Origin of the sequence: Streptomyces sp. NPDC058620, from assembly GCF_042717135.1 — a bacterium.
GTDB lineage: Bacteria > Actinomycetota > Actinomycetes > Streptomycetales > Streptomycetaceae > Streptomyces.
Map to the genome: position 1 here is coordinate 79,747 of NZ_JBHXQO010000033.1, position 6,000 is coordinate 85,746.

Genomic DNA, 6,000 nt, shown 5'->3' on the forward strand with positions numbered 1-6,000 from the left:
CCATGTCCGCAACGGTCCTGGTGACCGGCGGTGCCGGTTTCATCGGCAGCCACACCTGTGTCGATCTCCTCCAGCACGGCTATGAGGTGGTCGTGGTCGACGACCACTCCAACAGCTCGCCGCAGGCTCTGGAACGTGTCGCCAAGGTCGCCGGCCGGCCGGTCACCGCGACCTACGTCACCGACGTACGCGACCGGCGCGCGCTGTCCGCCGTGTTCGCCGCCCACTCCTTCGACGCGGTGATCCACTTCGCTGCGAAGAAGGCGGTCGGCGAGTCCGTCCACCAGCCCGTCGAGTACTACGACACCAACGTCGGGGGGACCACCGCGCTGCTGTCCGTGATGCGCGAGCACCAGGTGAACCGACTGGTGTTCTCGTCCTCGTGCTCGATCTACGGCGACGCCGCCGATGTGCCGCTGACCGAACACGACCCGGCCGGGCCCACCAACCCGTACGCCACGACCAAGTGGCAGTGCGAGCAGGTCCTGGCCGATGTATGCCGCCGCCTCCCGGACATGCACGTCCTGGCACTGCGGTACTTCAATCCGGTCGGTGCTCACCCCAGCGGGCTGCTGGGAGAGGACCCCCGAGGAGTGCCCAACAACGTCATGCCGTTCCTGGCCCAGGTCGCCGTCGGCAGGCTTGAGCGGCTCGACGTCTTCGGCGATGACTACGCGACAGTCGACGGCACCGGAGTCCGCGACTACATCCATGTCATGGACGTGGCCGAGGGCCACCGGGCCGCGCTCGAACATCTCGGTGACGAGAGCGGTATGCGCGTCTTCAATCTCGGCACCGGGGTGGGCACGTCCGTCCTCGAGCTCGTCGCGGCGTTCTCAGACGCGTGCGGCACGCCCATTCCCTATCGGATCGCGGCAAGGCGGCCGGGCGACGTAGCCGCGCTCGTCGCCGACCCGAGCGCCGTGGCCCGCGCCTGGAACTGGGCCACGACGCGTGATCTCGGCACGATCTGCCGTGACGCGTGGCGATTCCAGGAACTGAACCCCTCGGGCTACCCGGCCTGACCCGGCACAGCCCTCCCCCATCCCTCTGACAGGAGAAACAGCATGCGGTTGACCGTCATCGGTACGGGGTACCTCGGAGCAGTGCACGCTGCGTGCATGGCCGACATCGGACACGAGGTGCTCGGCGTCGACGTGGACGCGGAGAAGATCAAGGCTCTGGCCGAGGGCCGACCACCCTTCTTCGAGCCAGGTCTGCACGACGTACTCACCAGGAACGTCCAGTCCGGGCGGTTGCGGTTCACCGACTCACTCCGCGAGGCGGCGGAGTTCGGCGAGCTCCACTTCGTGTGTGTGGGCACCCCGCAGCAGCGCGACTCGCACGCCGCGGACCTGCGGTATGTCGACGCCGTCATCGACGGCCTGGCACCCTGGCTGCGCGACGGCAGCCTGGTCGTGGGCAAATCCACCGTCCCGGTCGGGACGACAGCACGGCTCGTCGCCCGGATGAGGGAGCTCGTTCCCGACCGCGGCGACTTCGAGATCGCCTGGAACCCCGAATTCCTCCGGGAGGGCTTCGCCGTCCAGGACACCCTCCACCCGGACCGGCTCGTGGCGGGGGTCCTCTCGGCCCGCGCGGACGCGATGCTTCGTGAGGTGTACGCGCCGATGCTGCGGGCCGGCGTGCCCTACATCAGTACGGACCCGGCCACGGCGGAGCTCGTCAAGGTGGCGGCGAACTCGTTCCTCGCGACCAAGATCTCGTTCATCAACGCCATGGCCGAAGTGTGCGACGCGGCCGGAGCCGATGTGGTCACGCTGGCCGATGCCATCGGCCACGACACGCGTATCGGACGGCGCTTCCTCTCCGCCGGTCTCGGCTTCGGCGGTGGATGTCTCCCCAAGGACATCCGGGCCTTCACCGCGCGCGCCCGGGAACTCGGCGTGGACCGCGCGGTGGCCTTCCTGCGGGAGATCGACGAGATCAACACCCGTCAGCGCCGCCGGACCGTCGACGCCGCCCGGGACCTGGTCGGCGGCTCGTTCACAGGGCGCCGCATCGCCGTACTGGGGGCGACGTTCAAGCCGGACAGCGACGACGTAAGGGACTCGCCCTCACTCGCCGTCGCGGCAGCGATCCACCAGGAGGGCGGTGACGTATGGGTCCACGACCCTGAAGGTATCGAGAACGCCCACGCCGTTCTCCCCGCCCTGCACTACACCACCGATCCGATGACCGCGTGCCAGGGAGCCTCCGCCGTGCTGCACCTGACGGAGTGGCGTCAGTACCGCGAGCTCGACCCCGCGGTACTGGCAGGCGTAGTGCGGACGCGGACGATTCTCGACGCACGCAACACGCTCGACACCGAACGGTGGCGCTCCGCCGGATGGAAGGTCCGCGCACTCGGACGCCCCGCACCCGCACCCGTAACCGCCGTCGTCCCCGGCCCGCCGGCACGCGTCACGATTCCTCAGGCGGCCGGCCCTGGCTGGGCCGCACCCGCCACCGACTCCCTGAGCCTCGTACCGAAGTAGTCCACGGGGCCCGGGTCGACGCCCAGCGCCTTCAGATCCACCGCACCCGCCACACCAGCGGAGCATTCCGGCACCATCGCGGCGGTCCCGTCCACATCCGTGATCGGGACCGCCAGCCCCTCGAGGCAGGGGTCCTTGTCCGTGCCCGTTCCCTTGGAACCTAGCCGCTCCTGGTCGGCCGCCGCGCGCCACAGACCCAGACGGTCATAGGTGCCCTGACCCCACTCCACCGACCAGTCCCCCGAACTGAAGTACGTGTTGCCCTGGAATCGGACCTCCGCCGGCTCGTAGGCCGATGAGGACTCCACCAGCGCCGATCCATCGGTCACGAAGATGTTGTTGCGCACCACAGCCCCTGTCAGCCCCTCCTGCAGCCGCAGAGCCGGCGCCTTCACCACACCGTTCGCCTTCTGCACCACGGTGTTGTGGTAGATGTCCAGGCCGCTGATCCGTGTGCCGTACGCGACGATCCCTCCGTACAGGGACAACTTCCGGGCGTCGTCCCCGCTGAAGTTGAAGCGGACGGTGTTGTCCTTCTGCGCCCTGTTGTCCGCCGCCGAATAGACGAGGTATCCGGGACCGTCGTTGCGGTAGGACAGGTTGTACTGGAGCACCGACGAGGACACGTTGTTGTCCAGGCCGAAACCGCCGCCGTCCGAACGGGACCCTGTGCGGTTCGCGTAGGAGATGTTGTTCTCGATGACCAGCGCGGTCGAATCGTAGGCCCAGATCCCCTCCGGCCCCTCCACGGCCTTCACGGACGACTTCGCCCCGTTGTCGTGCGCGACGGACTGATAGACCCTGCCGTTACGGATACTGCCCAGGACGATGCCACTGCCGGTGTTACGACGGTGTGCCTTCGGGTCGCCGTCGTTGCCATACGCCTTGACCCGCGACAGGGTCACCCGCTCGTGCGCGTACGTCGGTTCCTCGGCGTCGAACGCGGCGCCGTACGTCGACAGGCCCGCGTCCTTGTTGTCGCGGACGGTCGTGTCGCTGATCCGCACATCTCGGAAGCCGGGTGTGCGCGGTGCCGCACCCATGCCGATGCCCGTACGGAAACGGGACACCTCGACACCGGACACCGTGATGTGGTCCAGCTTCTTCCGGCTCCGCGCGTCGGCGAAGAAACTGATCCCGGCCCGTTTCTTGAACGACGCGGTGTCGCCGACCAGTGTGAGGTCACGGATCTCGACACCGGCCGTGTTGTGGATGGAGATCCCCGATTCACCGGCGGCTGCGATGGTGGCGCGCCCTGTCCCGTACGAGTCGATCACCACTGGGGACTTCGCGTTGCCCGCCTCGCCCGCACTGAGCTTCAGGTCACCCCGGAACCGGGCACCGCCTTTGAGGCGGAGCCGGTCCCCGGGCCGGAACTTCATCGAATCGGCCTTCTTCAGCGACCGCCAGGCACCAGAGGGTGAGAGACCGTCCTCGCCGTCATCGCCGTCCGGGCTGACGTAATACGTGTACCCGCCTTCGGAGTTCTTGGCCGGCGGGGCGTACGGCTCGGGCATCTCGCATCCGAACAGGAACAGCACCGCCACCGCGGCTCCGGCCGCCGCGACGCAGCGACGCGAGGGGCAGGAAGACGGCGCTCCCGTCATTCCCGCGGACAGCCCGCCCGTCCCGCTCGTTGCGCTCCGAATCGACACACTCGCTCCCTGACTGTCTGGTCCCGTGATGCCTTGGACGGCTTTGTCGACGCGAGGATGAGTACGAGTCGCCGCGTCGCAGGAGCCTGCCAGACGGGGCGTGCCTGTTCACATGTGCCATGGCACTGAGGCGTGAAAGATGACCAGTACGGCGCAAGGCGGCCCGGGAGCACAGGACTTCCTGACCTGCCTCCCGATGCGGTCGTCAGATGATGTCACCGCCTGCGGGGGATGGTGAGGAGCAGTTGGCCGAGACCGCTGCACGTCGACGGTTTCGCCGCTCACCTCGAACCCGCTTCGTCGACAGCGACCGGTTCGAGCCGGGTCCGGCCACCGCCGGCCGCGCCGCCCACTCTGCGGCACCGTCGCCCTCGAAGCCTCGCACCTGGGGCCGGGACCCGCCGCCGCAGAGCTCCCGGCGGCGAAGCGGGCCGACCGGGCGGATCATCAGGAGCGAGGGCTCAGCCGTCCGGCGCGCACGCGGTCGGTGAGGCCCTTCGCGGCGCCGCCCACACCGCCCCTCGGCGCTGTCCCCAAGCATCCCGGCCATGGGCAAGGAAGAAGGACATCCATGACGGAGCCCAGTGCCCAACCCTCGGACCCCGGCCGTGAGCAGCAGCCCCAGGAGGCGGACCGGCTGCGTGACATACTCCGCGCTCCCGGCTATCTCAAGGTGCTGTCGTTCTCCGCCCTCATCGGCATCCCGGTCTCGCTTGTAGCGTTCTGGTTCCTCGTCGGGCTGCACAAAGGGGAACACCTCTTGTGGGTGGACCTTCCGCACGCGTTGGGCTGGGACGCCCCGCCGTGGTGGTGGCCGCTTCCCCTGCTTCTGGTCGCCGGACTGGGCGTCGGGCTGGTCGCCGCACGTCTGCCGGGAGCCGGCGGGCACATCCCCGCGTCCGGCCTCCACACCGGCGGCTCCACGCCGGCCACGCTGCCGGGCATCCTGCTCGCAGCAGCCGCGAGCCTGCCCTTCGGCGCCGTTCTGGGACCGGAGGCACCGCTGATCGCGCTGGGTGGCGGCCTGGCCCTGCTCTTCGGTGGCCTCGCACGGGCTCCGGCGACCCCGCAGGCCACCGTGCTGCTGGGCGCCGCCGGCGCCGCGGCGGCCATCGCGGCGATCTTCGGCAACCCGCTGATCGCCGCGGTGCTCCTGATCGAGGTGGCGGGGGTCGGCGGGCCGCAGCTGTTCGCGGTCATGCTGCCCGCCCTGCTGTCGAGCGGAATCGGGGCACTGGTCTTCACCGGCTTCGGACGCTGGACCGGACTGCAGACAGGCAGCCTCGGCCTCGAACTGCCCACGCCCTTCCCACCTCTGGATGCTGCGGACGTGCTGTGGACGATCCCCGTCGCCCTCGGCATCGCTGTCCTCCTGCACCCGGCACTGGCGGCCGCCCAACGCATCGCCGCATACGTTTCGGCCGGCGTGATCCCCCGCACCGTCCTGTGCGCCGTGGCAGCCGCGGCCTGCGCAGCCCTCTACTCCCTGATCACCGGCCGTACCCCCGCAGACGTCGCCTTGTCGGGGCAGGCCACCCTGGGCCGGCTGGCGGCCGATCCGCACGCGTGGGGCGTGGGCGCGCTGGTCGCCGTCCTGTTGCTGAAAGGGGCGGCTTACACCCTCTGCCTGGGCAGCCTGCGCGGTGGCCCCGTATTCCCCGCCCTCTTCCTCGGAGCGGCTGCCGGAGCCCTGCTGGCCCCCCTGCCAGGTCTGGGCCTCATTCCAGCCGTGGGGGGGGGGGGGGCGCGCCCCCCCGCCCCCCCCCCCCCGGTGGCGGGGGGGAGAGGGGGGGAAATCTGACAACAGCGGGGAGGGAGCGCCCAAAAGAACAACCAGAAAAAAGGGG

The 6,000-nt window shown here is 69.6% G+C and carries 4 protein-coding genes; 3 read left to right on the plus strand and 1 reads right to left on the minus strand.

Annotation, left to right across the window (positions count from 1 at the left end):
- Positions 1–2 precede the first annotated feature (2 nt).
- Both galE and ACFWSK_RS25950 read left to right on the plus strand, forming a co-directional pair.
- Positions 3–1,025, plus strand: coding sequence for a UDP-glucose 4-epimerase GalE (galE, locus tag ACFWSK_RS25945; protein WP_383790682.1), 1,023 nt, complete (start codon positions 3–5; stop codon positions 1,023–1,025).
- Between the two features lie 42 nt (positions 1,026–1,067).
- Positions 1,068–2,498 carry a UDP-glucose dehydrogenase family protein gene (locus ACFWSK_RS25950; RefSeq protein ID WP_383790685.1) on the plus strand — a complete coding sequence of 477 codons (1,431 nt, stop codon included), beginning with the start codon at positions 1,068–1,070 and terminating at the stop codon, positions 2,496–2,498.
- On the opposite strand, the gene ACFWSK_RS25955 is transcribed toward ACFWSK_RS25950, so the two are convergent.
- Positions 2,435–4,045, minus strand: a complete 1,611-nt coding sequence (locus ACFWSK_RS25955) for a right-handed parallel beta-helix repeat-containing protein (protein WP_383790688.1) — start codon at positions 4,043–4,045, stop codon at positions 2,435–2,437. The two genes, ACFWSK_RS25950 and ACFWSK_RS25955, sit on opposite strands and share 64 nt — an antisense overlap.
- Before the next feature lie 679 nt (positions 4,046–4,724).
- On the opposite strand from ACFWSK_RS25955, the gene ACFWSK_RS25960 reads away from it, so the two are divergent.
- A complete protein-coding gene (locus ACFWSK_RS25960; RefSeq protein WP_383790691.1) occupies positions 4,725–5,954 on the plus strand; it encodes a chloride channel protein in 1,230 nt (409 codons plus the stop codon).
- The last annotated feature ends 46 nt before the right edge of the window (positions 5,955–6,000 follow it).